The sequence below is a fragment of the Halalkalibacter sp. APA_J-10(15) genome, from assembly GCF_023017105.1.
GTDB lineage: Bacteria > Bacillota > Bacilli > Bacillales > Bacillaceae_D > Halalkalibacter.
Genome location: NZ_JALKEV010000069.1, coordinates 1 through 408, shown reverse-complemented (window position 1 = coordinate 408; position 408 = coordinate 1). Strand labels below are relative to the sequence as shown.

General features: G+C 52.0%; 1 protein-coding gene. It reads left to right on the top strand.

Annotated features, from left to right (window positions below):
• Nucleotides 1-17 precede the first annotated feature (17 nt).
• Nucleotides 18-408: DUF11 domain-containing protein (locus MW695_RS22300; RefSeq protein ID WP_247107620.1), on the top strand; the 391-nt coding region annotated here is incomplete at its 3' end.

Sequence of the window (408 nt, the reverse complement as noted above, 5' to 3'; positions counted from 1 at the left end):
GCAGCTACGAGGACGGAATGATCACTGCGAACTTTGGTGATGTGACGGATACCGAGTGGCGGACGGTGACATTCCACGCGACGATCGACTCCGGCTATGCGGAGCAGACGATTGAAAACATCGCCGTCGTGGATGGAAGCAACCTCGATGAGCCAGATGAACCATCAACGGACATCGAAGTGGAGCTGAAAGATCCAGAGGTCGAATCGGAGAAAACGGCCACCCTTCTTGAAAAAGCGGACGGAAACACCGATGACGATCATCCAGAAGTAGGCGATACGCTTCTGTATACGATTGAGGCACGAAATACGATTGAAGACAGTCAAGTTGAAAATCTAGTCATCTCCGATGTGATCCCAGAAGGGTTGGAATATGTGCCGGGAACGCTAAGAGTGAACGGGGATGCCG